We start from the raw sequence: 20,648 nt of genomic DNA on the forward strand, positions 1-20,648 counted from the left end.
AGAAACAGCAAAGAAGCGGCAAAGAAATAGCAAGGAAACAGCTTAAAGATGGCAAAGAAACAACAAAGAAGAAACTAAGAAAAGTTAATAGAGTGAAATAGAAATATAGATTAATTCAAGTTGAAAATTAAAAATACAAATAGAAATAAATACAAATAGAAATATAAAAATATCCTCAAGCTATCAGTCGTAGTAGCTTTCTGCAATCTGATAGGCAAGAGGATATTTTTTATAGAGAATTATATATTAGATTTATATGTATTAGGATTACCCCTATTAAGGCTACACACTCATACCTTTCGCATAGTTTTCATATAATGTTGTGTAGTAGCCACCCTTAGCCAGTAGTTCTTGGTGTGTACCTTGTTCTACAATTTGGCCTTGGTTAACGACGAGCAATAAATCAGCATCTCGTATAGTAGATAAACGATGGGCGATAACAATGCCCGTACGGCCATGTAACAATTGTTGCATGGCTTTTTGTACTTCTACTTCGGTACGTGTATCTACGTTAGCCGTAGCTTCGTCGAGTATGAGAATACGAGGATTTGCTAAAAAGGCACGAGCAATAGTTAATAATTGCCGTTGTCCTTGTGATAAGTCATCGGCGCCATTTTTTAACACGGTATCATATCCTTGTGGCAAGGTACGAATGAAATGATCAGCCATAGCTAGTTTAGCAACAGCCATGATTTCGTCACGTGTAGCATTTGGTTTGCCATAGGCAATATTATCGGCGATGGTACCTGTAAAAATCCAGGTGTCTTGTAGAACCATTCCGACTAATTGGTGGAGCGTTTTACGACTGACATCACGTATATCCACGCCATCAATGGTAATGGCTCCACCATTAATTTCGTAGAAGCGCATAAGCAAGTTAACAATAGTCGTTTTACCCGCTCCCGTAGGACCTACAATAGCTACTACATGACCGCCAGGAATCGTGAAATTTACGGACTTCATCAATAGCTTGTTAGGCGTATATCCGAAGTCAACGTTATGAAATTCAATAGTGCCTTTGGCATTAGCGCCTAGAGGAGAGGTCAGCGACGTGTCAGATCCACTTATTTTATAGGAGACACTTACTTCATCGGACGCATTCATTTCATTGGATGCACTTATTTCCTCGAATGTCTTTACATCATCGGATGTATTTATTTTTTCGGAGGCACTTATTTCATCGGATATACTTATTTCAGTGGTACCGGCATCTTCTTCTGGGGCTTGATCGAGAATTTCATAAATTCGGCCCAGAGCGGCTTGTGTTTCTTGCAGTTTTGTTAAAATATAGGAGCTCCTAGAAATTGGATCAGACACTTGGGTGACGTATAGGAAAAAAGCTTGAATATCTCCTAGCGAAATTTGACCACGCAATACTAGCAGTCCACCTTGGATAGCTACCAGGACATAACCGATTTGATTAATGAAGTTAACTAATGGCATAATGATTTGGCCCATGAAACCAGCTTTACGTTCATGCTTGAAAAGATTTGTATTTAAGCTGTTCAAGTGATTGGAGGTTACCGCCTCCAAGTTAAAGGCTTGAACGATTTGTTTACCTGAAATAAGTTCTTCAATGCCACCGTTGACAGCCCCTAAGGCCTCTTGATTACGTAGATAAATAGTACGCGCTTTTTTAGAGGTAATGAGTAAACCAATCACGCCTAAGGCGATGACGCCTAAGATAATGCTAGCTAAAAGTGGGCTAATCCAAATCATCATGGCTACGGCTCCCACAATGCCAATAAAAGAAGAAATGAGCCCTGGAATCCCTTCGCGCAGCGTTTCACCAATCGCATCTAAATCACTGGTGATGCGGCTTAAGAAATCGCCTCGATTATGAGCATTAAAATAGGACATAGGCAGGCGATAAAGATGTTGACTTACACGCTTGCGTAAGTCGAGCACCATATTTTGAGAAACGCCAGAAATAATATATTCGCTGGCATAGGTAAAAATGGCGTGACAGGTGTAGAGAATGATGAGGATGACCACCGTATCGCTAGTGCTATCTAAGACGTGGGCGATGTTTTGTTGATTCCGTAAACCCTGTACTATGGCATCGACAATTTGGCCCAATAAACGAGGGGCAATGATTTCAAAAGGATGCGGCTAGAATCAAGGCCAAGAAAATGGTAAGTAGCCAGCCCCATTGGGCTTTAGATTCGTATATAAAACGTTGAAATAACTTCATGCGGACACCTCCTGAGAGGCTACGATTTGTTGATAAATAGGACAGTTGACTATCAATTCATCATGCGTGCCAAAGCCAACAGCCTGTCCTTGATTAATGATGAGTACTTTGTGGGCTTTGCGAGCAGCGCTTACTTTTTGTTCAATAGAAATAAAGGCCCGTTCTGGATGCGTAGCTATTTCATTAGCTACGGCTTTGCGCACTTGTTGCTCAGTAATTCCGTCGAGAGCTGAAAAACTGTCGTCGAAGATGAGCAGTTGTGGTTTTCGGATTAAGGCTCGAGCCATGGCTAACCGTTGTCGTTGACCACCTGATAAGTTGGTGCCACCTTGGGCGAGTTGATGCTCATAGCCGTCGTTAAAGCGACTAATAAATTCATGAGCGCCTGCTAATTGACAAGCAGCTTCCATGGTTGCTTGGGAGAGGGATTGGCCACCTAGGCCATATTGCAAGTTTAACGCAATGGACCCAGTGAATAAATAGGCTTTTTGTGGTACATAGCCAATTTGACGGCGAATAGTAGTTAAGGGCTGTTTAAAGATAGATTGACCTTGAAATAGAATATCGCCCGATTCAATGGGATATAACCCTAAGATCAGTTTGGCAATGGTGCTTTTACCGGACCCAATATCACCCATAATAGCGAGCGTTTCACCAGCCTGGAGTGTAAAGGAAATGTTTTGCAAGGCCGGTTCTTCTGCATTGTCATAGCGAAAGGTAACATTTCGAAACTCGAGTACTGGTACCTTGTTAGTCGCAACTTCAGATATAGGATCTTCTGTTAAATGCGTTGTAGTTGATTTAGCGTTGTTGGTAATAGTCTCAATCGGATTGTTGGTAATAGCTGTAATTGGATTGTTAGTAATAGCCGTAATAGGATTGTTGGTAATAACCGTAATGGGATGGTTCAAAAGTTCTTGAATGCGTTGGTAGCAAATCATCGCTTCTGGTACATCGAGTAAGACAAATACAGCCATAACTAGGTTAAGTAAAATGAGGGTGGCATATTCAATAATAGCCATAATGTCACCAATTTGTAGTTCACCAGCACTAATTTGGTAACCGCCAAGCCATAAAATAACTACCGTGCTCATGTTGAAAATAATTAAAATACTAGGGAGACCAATAGCGTAGGTGCGTGATAAACGGGTGGCAGACCGAGCAATTTGAGAAAAGGCAGACGTTTCACGAGCTTGCTCATCGTCACTGCGGTTGAAGGCGCGAATTACGGCCATGCCAATCATATGATCGCGGACTAGGTCAATAATATAATCGAGTTGCTGTTGTACAGATTTTACAATCGGCAAGGCCTTTTTCTGTAAAATCGCCATTAAGACCACCATAATCATCATGAGTGAAAGGATGACGAGGCCCATTTCAAAACTTTTGTAAAATGTGAGCCCTAGGCCGACGAGAATCATCAGTGGCATAGGGAGAATCAGATTAATTCCTTCCGCTAGGACAGATTGAATCTTTTCGACATCTCGGGTGGCACGCATGAGTAAGGTGCCGGTGCCGTATTTTGAAAAGTCGGCTAGGGAAAAGTCTTGTAATGCTTGTACTAGTTGTTGGCGTAAGCGTAAGCTCACTTGCGCGGCAATGTGAGAACTCATATAGACCGCGCTAATAGCTGCTATTACGGTAATAAAAGCAGCCCCTAACATAGAAAGGCTGAGTTCGTGAATCGTGTCTAAATCACCTAAGAGAACCCCTTGGTTGATAATGTCCGCTGTTAGGGTAGGGACAATGAGCGCACTGACTACGTGAACCAGTGACAGTATACAGGCGCTCAAAAAAGCCCATTTTACTGGGCTTAAATAAGTCGTGATGAATTTCATGTATATCGTTCCTTTTCAATATATTGTTGCTATACCTATTGTAGCATATTTGCCGGTATACGCCTACATGAGGCACGTTGAAAAGGGTGAGCTTAGCCTGTTTATATATGTCTATTTTACAATTTGAACGGTATAGCCATTAGTGTGAATGTTACTATTCGTACTATCTTCATTGTTTAGTTCAGTCAGATATGAATCGGCTGTGACATTCCAAATTGAATCTTGGCTGAGGGTAAGACTGGCCTTTTTAGCGGTGTGATTTGGATTGATGGCACCTGTTAAGGTAGAACCTTGATTTAATTTAACCTCAACAGTGCTAGCGCTGTCTGCTTTAATATGGCCGTTAAGGGTTTGCTTGGTCCCTAAGAGTTTAGCTTGACCGCCGTTTTTACCATTGCGTCCCCATTGCTCGGCTTTAGCGTCTAATATGGTATCGCTATGGGGGGCTTGTAAATCTACTTGTTGTAACTTAATTTGGCCCTTTGTGTTAGATACTGTGAAAAATGGTGTTCGCCCCGTGTTAGTCAGTTTGCTATTTTGAAGCGTTAGCTGGGTAGTACCGTTATCGGCGGTATTAAGGTCGCTGAAGTATAAGTTGAAACCACCTGCACCGCTTAGGGTGGCATTGGTAAGATTTACATTAGCAGAGCCTTCTAAAGAACCGAGCGCGCTATTAGTAGCTTCACCTAAAACTTCAGTCAATTTCATAAGGCCTGTAGCTGAAACGAGCGGGCTGTTTACACCTGTAGTGGTAAGGCTGATTGTGTTACCTGTGAACTCGCTTTTGGTCTTGCTCCCTGTCAATAAGGCAGGACTAAGATCACCATGTGTGGTAATGGCACTTTGTTTTATGGTGGCTGTTGCACCATAAGCTAAAGATAAGCCTGGTGAAACGCGTCCATCAGTCCGCAAGGTGATACCGGTGGCTTGTATTTCAACGCCTTTACCACTGCCTACTAAAGCGGCAGCTCCTTGGCCATTGGTACGCAAGGTGCTATTAGTTACGGTTGCTTTGCTATAAGGTGCTACTAAGAGAGCTGCATTTTGACCCCGCCAAAGCGCAATGCCTTCATTATCGGCATTCCCTGTTTTGGAAAGCGTAGCCCCTTTTAATTTGGCGTGACCTGTTTTTTGCGCGAGAATTACATTTTCATTGTCTTTAGTATTAGCAAGGCTCTTTTTAAAGGTTTGTGTGCCATTGACAATTTTAGTAGCTTTGAACTTGTAATTTTTATCTATCTTTTTACCTTTTTTGATAGCATCATCGGAATCACTGACAAGGCCTAACAGTTTGCCCGCTGCTTTAATAGGATTAATCGTGGGCATGTCAGGCAATACTTTGCTTGCTATATAGGCACTGACAGGGTCAGCGGCTTGGGCCGGTGGGGCCATATATATGGCGAAGGTGCTAGCAATGAGAGTAGCAGTTATGATTCGTTTGAGCAATGTGTGTTTCATAGGAACTCCTTTGTTAGTGAAATGGGGGAGAAAAATAAAAAGGTTTAGTCAAATTTATTATATCGCAAATTTTAATAATTTGAATTTTGAATGAGAAAATTATGAATCTAAAATGCTTGGTACATAGCGACATGTACTTCCTTTTATTTATTATATCGTAAAAAGCTATCATAAAAAACGAAGAAAAGATGAAGTTTAAAGTGACTGGAAAGAATAGACATTGCTATTATTTGTCTTGTCGGGGGGGATGTTTGTGTTACGATAAAATTAATTAATGAAACATCAGTGAAGAATTAAGTTGATGTTTTGTGCATTAGTAGGTTAGTAGGAACAACATGTTTTGGAAGGAGCGTTACATATGGATTGGAAACACAAACGACAAAGCAAGATTGTGAAAGCTACATTGGGAGCTGCTGTATTGGGAACTTTGTTAGGGGGCTATGGTAGTGTTTGGGCTGCTGATAATATTGTAGTAGATGGTACACAAGACGGTAGTAAAAATACCGTAGAAGCTGATAAATCTGCACGTGTTGTCGGTACAGAAAATACAGTTAATGAAGGCAGTGAAGAGGTTAAGATTGTTGGGGATAGAAATACGGTAACGAATAGTGATAGGGAATTGATATTTGGGGATGATAATTCAATTATTGATAGGGATATTGCTGATACTAACGGAGAAGTTAGAGCGAATAATGTCTCTGATATTATTGTAGGTAAAGGAAATACTATTCAAGGACATGCTACATGGGGAGAACGTGACGCATCAGCGACTATTATTGGGAATAATAATACTGGTATGGGTGTTGTTTCTGGTGTAGTTATAGGTGACAATCAAGAGATTTCAGGCACTTCGGAAGCTGTTATTATTGGGGCCTTAAGTGCTGAACAACGTGAGCAAGGTGAAGTGAATGCAGCCGGTTATAATGTTGTAATTGGGTATGGAACAGTAAATAATAATGGCAGAAGTGTAGCTATAGGTCATCGGGCAACAGCTGGTGGGATTGATCAAACGGTAGTTGGAAATGGGGCCACATTTGAAAGAGATGCGGGGCGATTTGGATCTATATATGGCGTTCATAATCATGTTTATTTGAGTGATGATACGCCAAAACATGATCCAGATAATCCTCGTGGTCCTGAAGGTCAACCCATAGATGGAAATGGGACTCATATAATTGGCGCCTTTAATAATGCGAAAGCTGTTAATTTGGCGTTAATATATGGCTCTGGAAATTCAGTTAGTCATGCCGAAGGTTATAAAGCAATTACTAATGAGGATATGGACGGTGGAATAAAAAATGATATGAATGAGGGTATTTTTACTGTATTAGATGTGTATTCTAATAAATTTACAGGTGATCCATTGGCTATTCCAATGCCTGTAACATATGAGCAGGCAATAAAGCTCATGAGAGATTATGCAAGAGTAAGCGGTGGTAATATGTCTGTTTTAGGCAGTGGCAATATGACTGATTTTGCTCAGCGTTCTCGAATTTTGGGCGATGGTAATGTTCTGACTGGAGACACTGACATTTATAGTACTGATAATACAATAAGTGGGTTTTTAAATACAGGGGAGAAAATTAATAATAGTACAATTATAGGTTCTAGTAATACCATCAAAAATAGTGAAGATAATGTTGTGTTAGGAGATTATCATAGTCTTGATGGTGGCAAACATAACATTATTATTGGTTCTAGTAAATTTGTTGAAAATGATGTAGAAAGAAAGTTAGATCTTGGGAAAGGTTTCACATATACAGTTACTGAGCGCACTGCAGAAACACCTCACACTGAAAATATTTCTAACGCCGTAATGCTTGGCTACAATACAGACGTTTCACAAAATGGTGGGGTAGCATTAGGTAGTGAATCAGTAGGTTCTGTAGGAGTTAATAATACAGGCGGCTACAACGTAGGAAAGAATGAAAATAATTTTAAAACTGGAGCAGATACGACTTGGAACTCTAATTTAGCGGCCATTTCCGTAGGGGATAGTTCGGATGTAGCAAATGTTAAAACACGTCAAATTACTAACTTAGCAGCTGGTAAAAATGATACGGATGCTGTTAACGTAGCGCAGTTAAAATCCGCTCGTATAGAGTTAACAGGCGGTGCTAATATTAGTATTAAACCAGATTATGATGTTAATGATGGACATTTGAAATATATTATTTCAAGTACTGGTGGTAGCTTTGAAGGTGGTTCTGGGACTACATATACTCCTGGGGATAATATTTCTATTACAGATGGTGTTATTTCAGCAAAGGATACTCGTAATACGCTCGAAGCTGGTGATCATGTAGTCCTTGGTGAAACTAAGTTGACCGATGGTAGCATTAAATACAAGGTTAATGTAAAGGCCGATGGCAAAGTGGAATCTGGCAATACAGGGCTTGTAACAGGTGGCGTTATCTATAATGAAACACGAGTTTCAAAAGATGGCAATTATGTAAAACAGAGTAATACAGCTGGGCAAAACTTAGTAGCTTTAGATGGTCAGGTGAAAACTAATACAGACAGCATTCAATCGATTAATAGCCAAATTACAGATATGAACAGTAGTGTAGCTAATTTGGGCAATCAAGTTAATCGCTTAGATAACCGAATTGAACGTGTTGGTGCTGGCGCAGCTGCTTTAGCAGCGTTACATCCACAGGATTTTGACCCAGATGCTAAATGGGACATTGCGGCTGGTTATGGTCATTATCGGTCTGCTAATGCCGTGGCGATAGGCGCTTTTTACCGTCCATCGACGGATATGATGTTCTCTATTGGCACTAGCCTTGGTGGCGGGGAAAATATGATCAATGCTGGGGTAAGTTTGAAGCTTGGTAGTAGTAGCCCTTACACTGGTTATTCAAAAGCTGCGCTTGCTAATGTGGTGGCTGAGCAATCAGAACAGTTAAATGCTCAAAGCTCTACTATTTCAGAGTTGCGTGAAAAAGTAGAATTACAGGCGCAAGAAAATGAAGCCTTACGCACGCAGGTACAAGATATCATGCGTCAGCTAGCAGAGATTAAAAAATAAGTTATGGTTATTTGATTTTATATTTTACCTATATCAGTGATGATGTATCTAGTTAAGATGTATCCGTTAAGACGTATCAGTTAAGATGTATCCGTTAAGGTGTAGAGATAATTGATTAAAAGAAAAACGTAGCATTCGTAAAGGAGTGCTACGTTTTTTTAGTCTTGTATAGATTCTAAACATATTTGTTGATCTTTTTCGTTGAGGTTTAACAGCATACTTATTTCAATTTGCAATCCTGTAGCAATATGAACTAGCATCGCAATGGATACATTGTCGTTGTATTTGCCTCGTTCAATACGCCCCAGTGCTCCGGGACTGATGGACGCTCTTTTAGCGAGTTCGTCTTGTGTTAAACCTCGCAAGGTTCGATAGTAGGCAATGCGCGCGCCAATTTGCTTAATTACGGCTCGCTTTTTTGTATCTATGTCTGTATCCACCTAGGTCACCTCGCGTTGTTAGTTATTACTTGTTTCTTATTTGCTCTTTATTATTTGTTATTTTAATTATTACTTGTTACTTGTTGGTTACTTGCTATTTGTTACTTAGTTATTACTTGTTATTTGTATATATAAATTATGTCATAAAACGATTAGTAGGAAGGCACCTAAATATGGCGTATTTACGACTAAATAGTTTTCTTTTGTATTTTAGCGCATGGGGGCTTGATTTGTTGGTGAAAACAAGGTAATATAGTAGGGTAATAAATTAATATGGAGAGGTGTCCGAGTGGTTTAAGGAGCTGGTCTTGAAAACCAGTGACTCCGCAAGGGGCCGTGGGTTCGAATCCCACTCTCTCCGCCATCTAATACGGCTTTTACTTGATAATATTCAATAAAAGTCAAAACCCCTATAAAGCTAGTTATTGACTAGAGTATAGGGGTCTTTTTATGTTCGTGTGTTATTCTCGTTTAAGGCTGTTTTGTGCAATAATAAACACCACTTTGTTAACAATTTGTTAACATTTTTAGGGGTTTTAATACCCTCTAATCTTGAAAAATAAATCAAGTTTTGTAAATGAGAACCCAGTATTCATAATGGTTCAAAGGCTTTTTTTAGGATTCTTAAACCATGTTAACATTTTTTGCGTTATTTTTGTTAACATTTCCGAGTGGTCTATAATCTTCTAACGCTTTTCTTGCTTCGCCTCTCATCTTATTAGTTACATGCATGTAAATCTTTGTAGTAACCCTTGAATCTTTGTGACCTACTCTTTCTAAAACGGCTATAAGAGGTACTTTCATTTCTGCAAGTAGTGTTATATGAGTATGTCTAAACGTATGACAAGTAACTTTCTTTTTCTTATAAAAGGGGGTTTTTTTAATTTTCTTATTTATGTCTTGATTCTCCATAAGGTTTCCTTTGGAGTTTGTGAAAATAAAGTTATTTTTGTTGAAGTTTTCACCGTGAATTGATTTTAAAGCGTGATTCTCTTTAATTAATAGGTCTAAAATCTCAACACATCGAGGTGAAATGTCAACGCTTCTAATGCTACTTTGTGTTTTTGGTGTATCTGTTTTTCTTGTCTTGCTATCGAGTGTTTCTTCTATAAATATTTGTGAAATTCTTTCACCATTCAAAGTCACATGATTATAATTTGATTCTTTTAAGGCTAATGCTTCACCGATTCTAAGCCCACTTAAAGCCATAAATTCACAAATCATAGAATACCGTTTGTTAGGTTCTGCTTTAGGTAGTAACAATAGTTGTTGTAAGACTTCTGTTAGTTCTTCATGTTCAAGATATAGGTCTTTAGTTGCCTGTACATCTGAAGCGGATAATTTAGCTTTCTGTATTTGATACTCTAGTATATCATCAATATCACGAATATATTTCTTCCTTTTAGCATAAGTATATATAGCTTTTACTCGTTGTAATGTTGGTCTGATAGTATTGTTTTTATAAGGCTTTTCTATCAGTTTGATATTTACTTCGTGTAATATATCAGCGGTTATTTGATGTAACAGTATTCCTTTAGGTAGATACTTTATAAGTCTTTTAATATCATCTTTACGATTTAAGTTAGTGGAGGGTTTAACAGTAGCTTCTGAATCTTTCGCCCATTCATTAGCAACCGCTTCAAAAGTTACCCCTTTGTAGTAATTTAAGGGGTCTAATGCTTCTTTTATCTTTTCTTCTATCTCTCCTAAAGCCTTCGCTTGGTCTGTTTTTGTTACACCGTAAACAGTTGCTACTGCTGTTTTATACCTGCCTGTTAAAGGGTCTTTAAATTTTCTTCCAAATTGATAAGATACCCCTTTTTTACCTTCGTTTATTCGTGCAACAAATATGTTAGGAAAGTATAGCTTTATGTCTTGTTTATCCATAGCTATTTACCAGTTATTCATTATCTTGAACTTTTGTTTTTTTGTCAATACTGTAAGTAGCCCGTTGTTTTCGTACTTCTTCTATTAACTCTTTTTTTAGTTCTTCTGTTAACATCAAGAATATTTTAGTTTTTAATTTCATTTCTATATAACTTTGTAATTTCCCTAATATATATTGCTTTAATTCTTCTCCATATACTTCTATAATTTCACTCCATTTACTATTATTTTCCATACTAGAAACTTCTACTATTGAAAAAGGGATAGTTTGAGACCAGGCCTTTTTAAAATCAAATTCGATTTTGAATTGACTACTCGTGTTAGAGTTTAAATCTGTTATATCAAACGTTAAATAATAAGCATTATCGAACTCTTTACCTCTTCGCCTTACAAGTTTAAGATTTTCAACCTCTAAAGGAATGTAAATAAATAAATCATTTAAACCATCAAGATTCAAATAAGATATTGCACGATTCAAACTATCTACATTCAAATCTTTAAAGCTATTTGTTAATAAATTTTCTGTAAACGGTCTTGTAAGACCCGCTTCTTTTGCAAATACTGACTTTTTAATGTCTCTTTCTTCTAAAATATCTTTCAATTTGCATATTATCATATATTACACCTCCTATTACTTCATTATAACATATATAATGACATTGTATACAACAATTCTACTTTTAAGTGTAATCATAGATTACATTATAATACTATTGACATTTTATCACAAATATGGTATAATATGCATAACATAGAATTTTATAATATTTTGTAACATTGAAAGGAGAGATGTATAAAAACTACAACAAGCAGAAATAACATGTATTTTGTTTATACGCTATAAAGCGTAAGAAAGGGGTTTATTATGCAAACAGAATCAAATAAAACAAAATGGCTTTTAATGTGGGAATGGACAAAAGACAATGAAATATGTTCTGATTCAGAAGTCTTTGATACTGAATCAGAAGCTAGAGATTTTTATGATGATTTATCAGTATTATATGTCAATTCACCAACAATAGCATATTTACACGAATTTAATTCAACGCCTAATGTAGTTTTACGTTAAAAGGGGGCTAATCATGAAACAATACATGGTAAGTTTCGGGAGAGATAAAGACCATGTAACGAATGAGGTATTTAATACGATTCAAGAGAGGGACGACTTTTGTTTCAACCTTATAAATGATGAAAAGAACGAAGGTCTAGTAATAAATGTTTTTGAGATTCAAGGAGAGTTTTTATTTTCGCATGTGGTAACAGGGGGCTATAACTTATGGTAGATTTAAGTAAAGGGAATTATAAACAAAAGGGAGAATTAACAGACTTGTTCAATATTAGTAGAAGTACGGTACAACGATATGTAGAAAGAATGGTTAAGATACCAAAATACAAGGAAGCTGTAACAAGATTGAGTCACAAGCTAGTGTTAGTTAATGTAGACATGTTCGCTAAATTTATAAGTGAATTAGACAAAGGCTACTACAGAAATGAAAAAACCGCCTAGTAACTGCAATTACTAAACGGCTAAAAATCAAAGATTTATTATTTTTACTGTACTTATATTATAACATAAATCGAGGGAAAAATAAAGGGGGCTTTCACAAGTCGGATACTATTAGAGAGAATTGGTATTTAAATAATAAAACTGACAATCAAGAATAGAATCCTACCCTCTCCCTCTTTTTGTTATAAGGAAATGAGGTTATATGGGAATTATACCGAGAGAAGATATTCAAAGCAAAAATATATTCGGTGCAATCAACACTGATAAGTTATGTAAAGTAACGTTCCAAGGAAAAGATAAAAACGGTAATTATGTTACATGGGATAATTGCCACCTTACCGCCAAAACAATGCCAATGAAAGATGTTGACTTAACCACGAGAGGCAATTTTACAGCTATACCGATTGAAATACTATTAAACCCTCATATAAGCAGTGGTGCAAAAACTGTTCTCGGTGTTATTTTATCAAAGAGAATCTATAATTCATGTATGATATTATTAAATCTATCTAATTTGATAAAAGCCACTGATTTTAGCGAGAATACATTTAAAAAATATATAGATGAACTTGTAGGATATAATATAATTAAACTACATGAATTTTCAACAAAAAACGGCAAACAAAAACCGATAGAATTACTTGATTTTGATAAATGGTTGCTACCCGAAATAGAAGATGATTTAAAATCTTTATTGTGGGGAAAACATGCTATAGAGAAATCAACTACGAATCAAGAAGAAATTATACCGTTTTAGGCAACCTCAAAAATTGAGGATACCCACCTTCAAAAAGCCCGTAAAATCAATATTGAAAAAATGATGTAACCTCAAAAATTGAGATATAGAATAATTAAAGAAATAACTAAATAGCGACAACGAAGTTGTCCCGTCCTTTCAAATCAAAGATTTGAGGGACGGTTTTTCTTTTATTGAAACACTTCTCTACGATTCGTGTTTTTAAACAAAATAAAAAACACTTTCTCTTGCGATTCAGTGTTTTAGAAAAAGTATTATAGAGTAATTAATTAATAATATACTCGCAAGACTTTAATTAACTAAAGTGTTAAAATCGCACTATAATTCACATACTATAAATCATACCCTATTTACTACCTTATAACATACTGGTTATATATCAATCGTTGTATAATCCTTACTGATTTAAAAAAGATAGAAATAAGGTAATAATCAAGTAATAACTATATATTTTTAGGAGTATCTTTTATGCGTGATTATAGATTCTCCATATATAAGCCCCACCCCTCGGGGGTCTAAATACGAAGCCCTACACTCCCCCCTATCGGTCACCACTGATTCAAGATTATAAGACCGTGTGCCACTATTTTATGTACCGCTTCAAGATTCTGTAACTGGTGTAGTATTAAACAATATCACCCTTGATTCTAACCTATAGTAATAATACAATAGTTAGTATATAATTAAGATACAATAATACAACAACGATATAAGACTTAATACTATCATTGAATAACGTCTATTTCTCTTGATTCTACAAACAGTTAAAAATGGGGGGGCTACCCCTAAAAATAACGCATTTTGAGAATGATTGAGAATGGCTTAATACTGCATGTTTTGAGGGTATCGCTCTAATTGAGAATAGTGAGAATTTGACCTGTAAGCGTTTTTATTTTTTCTCTAGGGTAATTATACCTACCGCATATTTTAGTGACCGTACAGGCGAAAATACGACGTTATTTTTCACCCTAAAAAGGGCTATTTTCTGATTCGTGCGATTCATGATATTAAATGTCTGATTCTACATCATAAACCACCAGTTTAAAAGTGGAGATGTTATGTATCAAGTAAATTCTCTTAAATGAAAATAATTGTGTATACTTATTTAAAAATAATGTATAAAAACTGCACAATATACAGAAAATCATGTATAAAGACTTCATTTGTAACATCAATAATACACTACCCACGATTAACCCGCATTATTACTACATTCTTGACTTTCGCAAGGTAAAGGATTAGTTCCGATAATACTTTGTTATCGGAAGTAATAATGGTTATCAAATAAGTTGGAAATCTTGTCTAAATCATGTTAACATTTTGTTAACAAAATGAAGAAGTCTTATTAAAACCTTTTATTTATAGGCTTTAAACTACAAAACCCACCCTCTCCGCCATAGTAAATAAGCGACTTTTCAGATTTTTGAAAAGTCGCTTCATTTTTTTAGATTTAATTTTAGGTGTTTATTTTAGGTGTTTATTTTAGAGATTTTATGAGGCAAGGGGGAATAAAGATAATAACATATAGGAAAATAGATAGGGGAAGTTAACTGATGTTGCAACCATTTGCCCCTATTTTGCCCCTATTTTGCCCCTATGGCTGCCCCTATGAGAAAAGAGCTCCTATAGTGTGTAGAGAATCTTTTCTTAATGTTTTATTTGGATGTTTCTGATAATTTTGATATTTGTTTAAATTGTTGGTTATTAAGAGTTTTTTTAAAGTGTTATATTTATTGGCTCTTTCATATATAGTTTCTATATTATAAAAATTAAAACGCCCTCTAAATCATTAGAGAGCGTTGTTTTTTTACCATAAAGGTAAAGATGAAAATATTTTTTGGGACTAAGCCCAATCTGTATAATTATTGTACACTCTTTGGTAAATTATTGTCAATATTTTTAAAGATAAAGGAGCGCATTAGTTTAATGCGAATAGCAGCTAAGTCTTGTTCGGATACACATATATTATATAAAGGGTCTGAAGCTTTTTTAGGGCTAATAATACGAGCTTTACTAATTGTTCGTATTTGTTCACATTCTACAATACTACCTTCTTTCATTTTATTGCGAAGCTCCATAATATCTTTATTGTTATCGGAAATAGCTTGTACGCCTTGTTGCACCAATTCTTTATATTTTCTATTAAAATCAGTATTAGATAATTTTTGTTGGGCAAGGCGTAAAATATCTTCACGGAGCTCTGTATATTCAGGTTTAAATAAATCAAAATTATTAAGGGCTTTTTGCCCTAGTAAATTTGGAATAGGCCATATCAATTCATGTTCAAAAGGCTTCAGTTTTTTATGGCATTCTTTTTTTGATGTAAGTGGAACTATAGTAAGTAATGAATTATTTTTTTTATCATGACAGTTTAATATTATTGCATAATGCGGATAACTGAACTCGTGCTCAATACCGCAACCAAAGTCTACAAATATTATTTGTCCTTCCTGATATTTGGGCAAATAATATGGCTTAAAACTATGTTCGGATGTTTTTAGATGAATATATTGTTTAAGCCAATTAATAAAACGGGTAAAATTTTTAGTATTACGATTTTCAAGTATAGAAATATATTTTATGTATTTCTGTAATATACTTTTAAATTTCAATGATTAGCATCTCCTTAAGATATAATAATTATTGGAACGAAGATAGTTAATAATAAACTTCGAATATTTCGGTATGTTGTAACTTTTAGATAAGCCATAGAAGATTAATTTGCTCTATTAAAAGTATCGTCTTAACTCTATAACTTTACCAATAATAGTAACAGGTAAATTAATAATATCTTCGTTACTGTAAAAGGTAGGGGGATAAACCGCTACATTGTAACCGATAAGGGTAATGCCATTATCGGCTTTTTTTATTTGTTTGATGGTTGCTTCATCGCCATTTACAAGTACAACAGCAATTTCACCGCTTTCAACATCAGGTTGCTGTTTAACGATAATAATATCATCTTCGAAAAGACGAGGCTCCATACTAGATTCCTTTACTTTTAAGCAAAAGAAGGAACCAGTGGAGGCTAATTCGAGTGATATTTCTTCATAGCCTAGTACATCTTCAATAGCACTAATAGGGGTACCAGCCATAATATAGCCTAAGATAGGAAAAAGATTCGAAAGATTATAAAAAATATAAGGCTTGATCTTTTATTATAGATATTGTAGACTTTTAGATAAGGAGGGACATGTTATGAAATATAAATCTGAAATATTAACTATAATGGATTCTGATTATGAGGCCTTTTGCAAAGCATTATTCAGTATTGAGTTAGGCGTTAATGATGAGGAAGAATTGGCGTTATTATATACTCGATATATGAGGGGTGATAATATTTCCTTATTAAATGAAAACCTTGTAGTAAAGGAATAATTAAAACTGGTGACTTTATGTTATAATAAGCCATACGTTCAATTTTTGCGAGAAGTATGGTGATAACAGTGACTAAGTTACCTTATGATAAAACAAATCCAGCAGACATTTTGAGATATTCAGAAGAATTAGAAGGAATTACTTTTCAGAATGTACTCCAAAAAATCTTTAGTGGTGAAGAATTGGAGGAAAAAGTAAAATATTATAATAATCCGCGTAGTAAAGGTGGTCTTGGTAATTTATTAGAAGAGCACTATTATTTTTATTCACCCAATAGTATTTCAGACGCTGATTTTGTTGAAGCCGGCGTAGAATTAAAGGTTACACCTTATGAGATAAATAAAAATAACCAATATAAAGCGGGCGAACGTTTGGTTATTACTATGATTCCGAATAATGAACCTATATCGAATGATTTTGAAACTTCTCACTTAAAACAAAAGATTAGTCATATTTTAATGGTTTGGTATGAAAGGATTCGTGGCGAAGCGCGGACTAAACAACGAATTCAGTATGTTAATTTATATAATCTATATAGTGAAATTTGTAAGAATGATTTAGAGATTATTCGTAATGATTATAAACGAATTACAGAGAAGATTATAGCTGGCAAAGCGCATGAACTGTCTGAGGGCGACACACAGTATTTGGGAGCTTGTACAAAAGGGGCAACGGCTGAACGTAGTTTGCAACCACAGTATTATAATGATAGTATTCCAGCAAAACGGCGTGCATTTTCTTTGAAACAGTCGTATATGACATATGTATTAAATCAGTATGTTAAAAAACGTAAAATGAGTTTTGATGCTATTTTTACACCGGCTGATTTACAGAAGGCAGATTTAGAAACTCAAGTTATTGAACGGATTGAAAAGTATGTAGGTAACACTGAAGAAGCATTATATTCCATGTTCGGTTTTACAAATACGCAAGGTAATCGGCCAAAACATATTAATACATTATTAGTTAATCGAATGCTTGGGGTTCAGACTGATCAAGCGGAAGAATTTGCAAAAGCAGATATTAAGATTAAAACGATTAGAGTTCAGAAGAATGGTAAGCCAAAAGAAAGTATGTCGTTTCCAAAAATAAAGATTAAAGAGTTTGTTAGGCAAGACTTTGAGGAGTCTGCCGAATATAATTTTTTCCAAGAAACCAAGTTCTTGTTTGTTGTCTTTAAAGAGACAAACACTGGTGAATATATTCTAAAAGGTGCTAAATTTTGGAATATGCCAATTATGGAATTAGAAGAAATTGGTAGAGTTGAATGGGAATCATATAAGAAAAAGTTTTTAACTGGAGTTAATTTTACTATAACTAAAGATAAATCAGGTAAAGAAATTATTAAAAACGATTTACCTAGTAAATCAGAACATACAATATTTCATTTACGACCACATGCACAAAAGAGTGCTTATGTAATTAACGGTAAACGTTATGGTATGGGAAATGATAGGGATATGGATGACTTGCCAAATGGAGATAAGATGACTTGCCAATGTTTCTGGTTGAATAATAATTATATTGCAAAGATTATTGAAGATATATAATAAATTATTTAATGAAATAATTTGTTTATTATAAAGGAGATTATAGTTAATGAGGCTAACTGTAGCAGAGTTGTTTGCTGGTGTTGGAGGGTTTCGCGTAGGGCTGAATCACATTAAAGAAGTTGATAGGCAAGAGCGAGCTGTTGAAAATGGTCCTTGGGAATTTGTATGGGCTAATCAGTTTGAACCATCTACTAAGGAACAACATGCTTTTAATTGTTATGTAACACGGTTTGGTGAAGCGAATCATTCTAATCTTGATATTCATGAAGTGGATAAAAGAATAATTCCAGATCATTCGTTAGTAGTAGGTGGATTCCCGTGCCAAGATTATTCGGTAGCACGCTCTTTATCTAACGAGCAAGGGATTGAAGGGAAAAAAGGGGTTTTATTTTGGGACATTAAAGATGTATTAGTGGCAAAACAGCCCCCATTTGTTTTATTAGAGAATGTAGATCGTCTTTTAAAATCACCAGCCAGTCGTCGTGGTCGAGATTTTGCAATTATGCTAAAAACGTTTGATGAACTCGGCTATATAGTGCAATGGCGCGTATTAAATGCAGGCGAATATGGAATGCCTCAGAAACGGCGCCGTGTATTCATTTGGGCGCACAAGCGTGATCTACAGTATTCGCAGGAGTTTTTGGATAACGTTTTAGATTTAAAGGAAAATAATATTTTTAATCAAGTATTCCCTGTTGTGGATATAGAGGTTTCTAAAGACATTGATTTGAATTTATACGAGTCTATTTTAGAAACTTCTAATGGGTACAAGGATGGTAAATTTTTAGAGACAGGCATAATGGTTAATGGACATGTTATACATGGAAAGCCGATAGCTAGAATGGAAGTTGTATATCCATTGTCTAATATTTTAAAAAAGGCTCAAGTGTATAATGAAGATTTGTTAGCATATAAGGTCTCTGAAGATAAATTAGAAAAATGGCAATATTTAAAAGGTCCGAAAAAGATTGAACGTACATCTAGCAATGGGCATAAGTATATTTATAGTGAAGGTGGTATGGCTTTTCCTGAAAAAATGGATGAACCAGCTCGAACAATGCTTACTAGCGAAGGTACTTTAAATAGATCCTCTCATATAGTATATGATGAAAGTTTACAAGCTTATCGTATTTTGACCCCTGTAGAATGCGAATTAATTCAAATGTTTCCTCCTAATTGGACGAATACAATGCCAAATCGAAAGAGATATTTTATGATGGGGAATGCTTTGGTTACGGGAATTGTATCGCGGTTAGAGCCAGTGATACGAGATATTATTGAACAAGAAGTAGAATAAGAAGGGGATACCCTCATTGTCTGAGGGTATCCCTTTTGTTATACTTATATAGCGGTCGTACGTAACACTAACAATGTAATTAGATAATTTTCATATATTCAAGGAGCTTTTATGTTATCCAAATATTCTGTTTACCATCGTATTAAATCAGTGGCTAATGGGATGATTGATTTATTGTCGTCTTTATTTTTGCCTATCATAGCGTTATTAGTATCTACTGGTATTTTAAAGGGCTTATTTATTCTGCTCACGGTGAATCAGTTTGTATTGCCTGAAACGAGTACGTATGCGATTTTAAATGCTATGAGTGATGCTTTTTTCTATTTTATACCCGTATTTTTAGCATATACAGCGGCTAAGCGTTTTCAAGTAGATCCCTTTACAGCTATGTTACTTGCGTGTGTATTAGCATATCCTGATGTTACGCAGCTTATGAAAGCACCGGCGGCAGGTGGCATGGAATCAGCAGAAGCACTAGTGAAAGGTATGACCGGGCAATCAAATTGGGTAGGTCCCGATTTATTCGGTTGGCCCGTCGGACAAGTGATGTACCCTTCGTCAGTGATTCCTATTTTACTAGCCGTATATTGCATGAAATATGTACAGCGCTTGGGTGAAACAATCTTTCCTGAAGCGGTGAGGGGGCTATTTACACCACCTTTATGTATTGTTGTGATGACACCATTTACACTTGTTGTGTTAGGACCTATTGGCACTTGGTTAGGGGCTTTATTGGGTACTGGTTATGAATTAATTTATAGTTTAAGTCCTTTATTAGCTGGGCTAGTCGTAGGGACGGTACAGCCGTTTTTAGGGATGCTTGGTTTGCAGTGGGGCTTTTTCCCTATTGCCATTAATAATGTAGCGGTATACGGCTTTGATACTTTAATGCCTTTGTTTGGTTCTGCTATGTTTGCCCAAGCGGGCGCTGCATTAGCTGTAGCGGTGAGGACACGTAATACATTATTTAAGTCAGAGGCTTTTTCTGCGGGGATTATTGCATTATTAGGGGTTACGGAACCCGCTGTATTTGGTGTCACACTTCGTTTGAAACGGCCTATGGTTTGTGCTTGTATAGCTGGTGGTCTTGGGGGTGCTGTGGCGGGATTTTTCAAAGTAAGTGCGGCTTCTTTTGCCATTCCCGCTGTTACGACTTTGCCAGTCTTTATGGGGCCTTCCTTTCTATGGTATGTAACAGCCTTGGGGCTTGCTTTCGGATTAAGCTTTGTGTTGACTTTGATTGTTGGTTTTAAGGACATTGTAGAAGTACCAAACAATGAGCATAAAAATATATAGAATGTATAGAGT

17 protein-coding genes and 1 tRNA gene are annotated in these 20,648 nt (G+C 36.0%); 10 read left to right on the forward strand and 8 right to left on the reverse strand.

Features of this window, described 5'->3' with window-relative positions; all coding sequences use genetic code 11:
• Positions 1-282: 282 nt before the first annotated feature.
• The 3 genes from VER_RS05125 to VER_RS05135 form a co-directional block, all read right to left on the reverse strand.
• Positions 283-2,079 (reverse strand): ABC transporter ATP-binding protein, encoded by a 1,797-nt coding sequence (locus VER_RS05125; protein ID WP_238390143.1) that lies wholly within the window; start codon positions 2,077-2,079, stop codon positions 283-285.
• A gap of 111 nt (positions 2,080-2,190) precedes the next feature.
• Positions 2,191-4,032 carry an ABC transporter ATP-binding protein gene (locus VER_RS05130; protein ID WP_162099804.1) on the reverse strand — a complete coding sequence of 614 codons (1,842 nt, stop codon included), beginning with the start codon at positions 4,030-4,032 and terminating at the stop codon, positions 2,191-2,193.
• Between the two features lie 111 nt (positions 4,033-4,143).
• On the reverse strand, positions 4,144-5,490 hold the full coding sequence (locus tag VER_RS05135) for a hypothetical protein (protein ID WP_162099805.1): 1,347 nt from the start codon (positions 5,488-5,490) through the stop codon (positions 4,144-4,146).
• 358 nt (positions 5,491-5,848) lie between these two features.
• Here VER_RS05135 and VER_RS05140 point away from each other — a divergent pair, with 358 nt between their 5' ends.
• Positions 5,849-8,521: a YadA-like family protein gene (locus tag VER_RS05140; RefSeq protein ID WP_162099806.1), complete on the forward strand. Its 2,673-nt coding sequence runs from the start codon at positions 5,849-5,851 to the stop codon at positions 8,519-8,521.
• Positions 8,522-8,679: 158 nt separating this feature from the next.
• On the opposite strand, the gene VER_RS05145 is transcribed toward VER_RS05140, so the two are convergent.
• Complete coding sequence (locus VER_RS05145; RefSeq protein ID WP_238390144.1) at positions 8,680-8,961, reverse strand: helix-turn-helix domain-containing protein; 282 nt, start codon at positions 8,959-8,961, stop codon at positions 8,680-8,682.
• Positions 8,962-9,236: 275 nt separating this feature from the next.
• Between VER_RS05145 and VER_RS05150 the strand changes: the two genes are divergently transcribed.
• A tRNA-Ser gene (locus VER_RS05150) sits at positions 9,237-9,325 on the forward strand.
• 260 nt (positions 9,326-9,585) lie between these two features.
• On the opposite strand, the gene VER_RS05155 is transcribed toward VER_RS05150, so the two are convergent.
• Complete coding sequence (locus VER_RS05155) at positions 9,586-10,848, reverse strand: site-specific integrase (RefSeq protein ID WP_162099807.1); 1,263 nt, start codon at positions 10,846-10,848, stop codon at positions 9,586-9,588.
• 13 nt (positions 10,849-10,861) lie between these two features.
• Entirely contained in the window at positions 10,862-11,464 is a 603-nt protein-coding gene (locus tag VER_RS05160) for a helix-turn-helix transcriptional regulator (protein ID WP_162099808.1), read from the reverse strand.
• A gap of 249 nt (positions 11,465-11,713) precedes the next feature.
• Here VER_RS05160 and VER_RS05165 point away from each other — a divergent pair, with 249 nt between their 5' ends.
• From VER_RS05165 to VER_RS05180, 4 genes are all read left to right on the forward strand, one after another.
• Positions 11,714-11,917, forward strand: coding sequence for a hypothetical protein (locus tag VER_RS05165; protein ID WP_162099809.1), 204 nt, complete (start codon positions 11,714-11,716; stop codon positions 11,915-11,917).
• A 13-nt stretch (positions 11,918-11,930) separates the two neighbouring features.
• On the forward strand, positions 11,931-12,131 hold the full coding sequence (locus VER_RS05170; protein ID WP_162099810.1) for a hypothetical protein: 201 nt from the start codon (positions 11,931-11,933) through the stop codon (positions 12,129-12,131).
• Positions 12,125-12,355, forward strand: a complete 231-nt coding sequence (locus VER_RS05175; RefSeq protein WP_162099811.1) for a transposase family protein — start codon at positions 12,125-12,127, stop codon at positions 12,353-12,355. Before VER_RS05170 ends, VER_RS05175 begins: the two co-directional genes overlap by 7 nt.
• Before the next feature lie 202 nt (positions 12,356-12,557).
• The gene (locus VER_RS05180; RefSeq protein WP_162099812.1) at positions 12,558-13,112 is read left to right on the forward strand and encodes a hypothetical protein; all 555 of its coding nucleotides are present in this window, start codon (positions 12,558-12,560) and stop codon (positions 13,110-13,112) included.
• A 1,862-nt stretch (positions 13,113-14,974) separates the two neighbouring features.
• Here the strand turns inward: VER_RS05180 and VER_RS05185 are convergent.
• Positions 14,975-15,724: a type II toxin-antitoxin system PemK/MazF family toxin gene (locus tag VER_RS05185; RefSeq protein WP_162099813.1), complete on the reverse strand. Its 750-nt coding sequence runs from the start codon at positions 15,722-15,724 to the stop codon at positions 14,975-14,977.
• Positions 15,725-15,841: 117 nt separating this feature from the next.
• Positions 15,842-16,264 (reverse strand): LexA family protein, encoded by a 423-nt coding sequence (locus tag VER_RS05190; RefSeq protein ID WP_370456470.1) that lies wholly within the window; start codon positions 16,262-16,264, stop codon positions 15,842-15,844.
• A gap of 46 nt (positions 16,265-16,310) precedes the next feature.
• On the opposite strand from VER_RS05190, the gene VER_RS05195 reads away from it, so the two are divergent.
• The 4 genes from VER_RS05195 (at position 16,311) to VER_RS05210 (ending at position 20,636) form a co-directional block, all read left to right on the forward strand.
• Positions 16,311-16,490 (forward strand): hypothetical protein, encoded by a 180-nt coding sequence (locus VER_RS05195; protein WP_162099815.1) that lies wholly within the window; start codon positions 16,311-16,313, stop codon positions 16,488-16,490.
• Between the two features lie 68 nt (positions 16,491-16,558).
• Positions 16,559-18,040 (forward strand): Sau3AI family type II restriction endonuclease, encoded by a 1,482-nt coding sequence (locus VER_RS05200; RefSeq protein ID WP_202922132.1) that lies wholly within the window; start codon positions 16,559-16,561, stop codon positions 18,038-18,040.
• 49 nt (positions 18,041-18,089) lie between these two features.
• On the forward strand, positions 18,090-19,340 hold the full coding sequence (gene dcm / locus VER_RS05205; protein ID WP_162099817.1) for a DNA (cytosine-5-)-methyltransferase: 1,251 nt from the start codon (positions 18,090-18,092) through the stop codon (positions 19,338-19,340).
• 111 nt (positions 19,341-19,451) lie between these two features.
• A complete protein-coding gene (locus VER_RS05210; protein ID WP_162099818.1) occupies positions 19,452-20,636 on the forward strand; it encodes a PTS transporter subunit EIIC in 1,185 nt (394 codons plus the stop codon).
• The last annotated feature ends 12 nt before the right edge of the window (positions 20,637-20,648 follow it).

This window comes from Veillonella sp. R32, from assembly GCF_010093125.1.
GTDB lineage: Bacteria > Bacillota > Negativicutes > Veillonellales > Veillonellaceae > Veillonella_A.